The sequence below is a fragment of the Streptomyces sp. CA2R106 genome (assembly GCF_037034245.1).
Lineage (GTDB): Bacteria > Actinomycetota > Actinomycetes > Streptomycetales > Streptomycetaceae > Actinacidiphila.
The window spans coordinates 1-1,123 of record NZ_JBAGKC010000124.1; the positions used below are offsets into that span (position 1 = coordinate 1).

Sequence of the window (1,123 nt, forward strand, 5' to 3'; positions counted from 1 at the left end):
CGACGCGTTCGCGGAGGTGGACGAGGATTTCGGGGATGTTGATGGCGACGGGGCAGACGTCGTAGCAGGCGCCGCAGAGGGTGGAGGCGTAGGGGAGGGAGGCGTCGAGGGGGGTGGTGGTGCCGCGTAGTTGGGGGGTGAGGATGGCGCCGATGGGGCCGGGGTAGGGGGAGCCGTAGGCGTGGCCGCCGGCGCGTTCGTAGACGGGGCAGACGTTGAGGCAGGCGGAGCAGCGGATGCAGCGGAGGGTTTGGCGTCCGGTGGGGTCGGCGAGGGTGTCGGTGCGGCCGTTGTCGAGGAGGATGAGGTGGAAGTTCGTGGGGCCGTCGTGGGGTGTGGTGCCGGTCCACATGGTGGTGTAGGGGTTCATGCGTTCGGCGGTGGAGGAGCGGGGGAGGGTTTGGAGGAGGGTGTCGAGGTCGTGGAAGGTGGGGATGGTTTTTTCGATGCCGACGATGGAGATGAGGGTGTCGGGGAGGGTGAGGCACATGCGGCCGTTGCCTTCGGATTCGACGACGACGAGGGTGCCGGTTTCGGCGATCATGAAGTTGGCGCCGGAGATGGCGATTTTGGTGGTGAGGAATTTTTCGCGGAGGTGGAGGCGGGCGGCTTCGGCGAGGTCGGTGGGGTTGTCGGTGAGGTGGTGGGGTGCGGGGCGGCCCCAGTCGGCCATGTGCTGGGTGAAGATGTCGCGGATTTCGGTGCGGTTTTTGTGGATGGCGGGGACGAGGATGTGGGAGGGGCGGTCGTCGGCGAGTTGGACGATGAGTTCGGCGAGGTCGGTTTCGTAGGCGTGGATGCCGTGGTGGGCGAGGGCTTCGTTGAGGCCGGTTTCCTGGGTGGCCATGGATTTGACTTTGACGACTTCGGTTTCGCCGGTGGCTTTGATGATGTCGGTGGTGATGCGGTTGGCTTCGTGGGCGTCGGTGGCCCAGTGGACGGTGCCGCCGGCTTGGGTGACGGCTGCTTCGAGTTGGAGGAGGTAGTGGTCGAGGTGGTGGAGGGTGTGGTCTTTGACGGCGGCGCCGGTTTCGCGGAGTTGGGGCCAGTCGGGGAGTTCGCTGACGGCGGTGGCGCGTTTGGCGCGGATGGTGTGGGTGGCGTGGGTGAGGTTCGCCCGCAG

The 1,123-nt window shown here is 66.8% G+C and carries 1 protein-coding gene; it reads right to left on the reverse strand.

The annotated features are described in order from the left end of the window. Nucleotides 1-1,123 (reverse strand): lactate utilization protein B (locus WA788_RS35310; protein ID WP_335984558.1); only part of this gene is annotated, 1,123 nt, incomplete at both ends.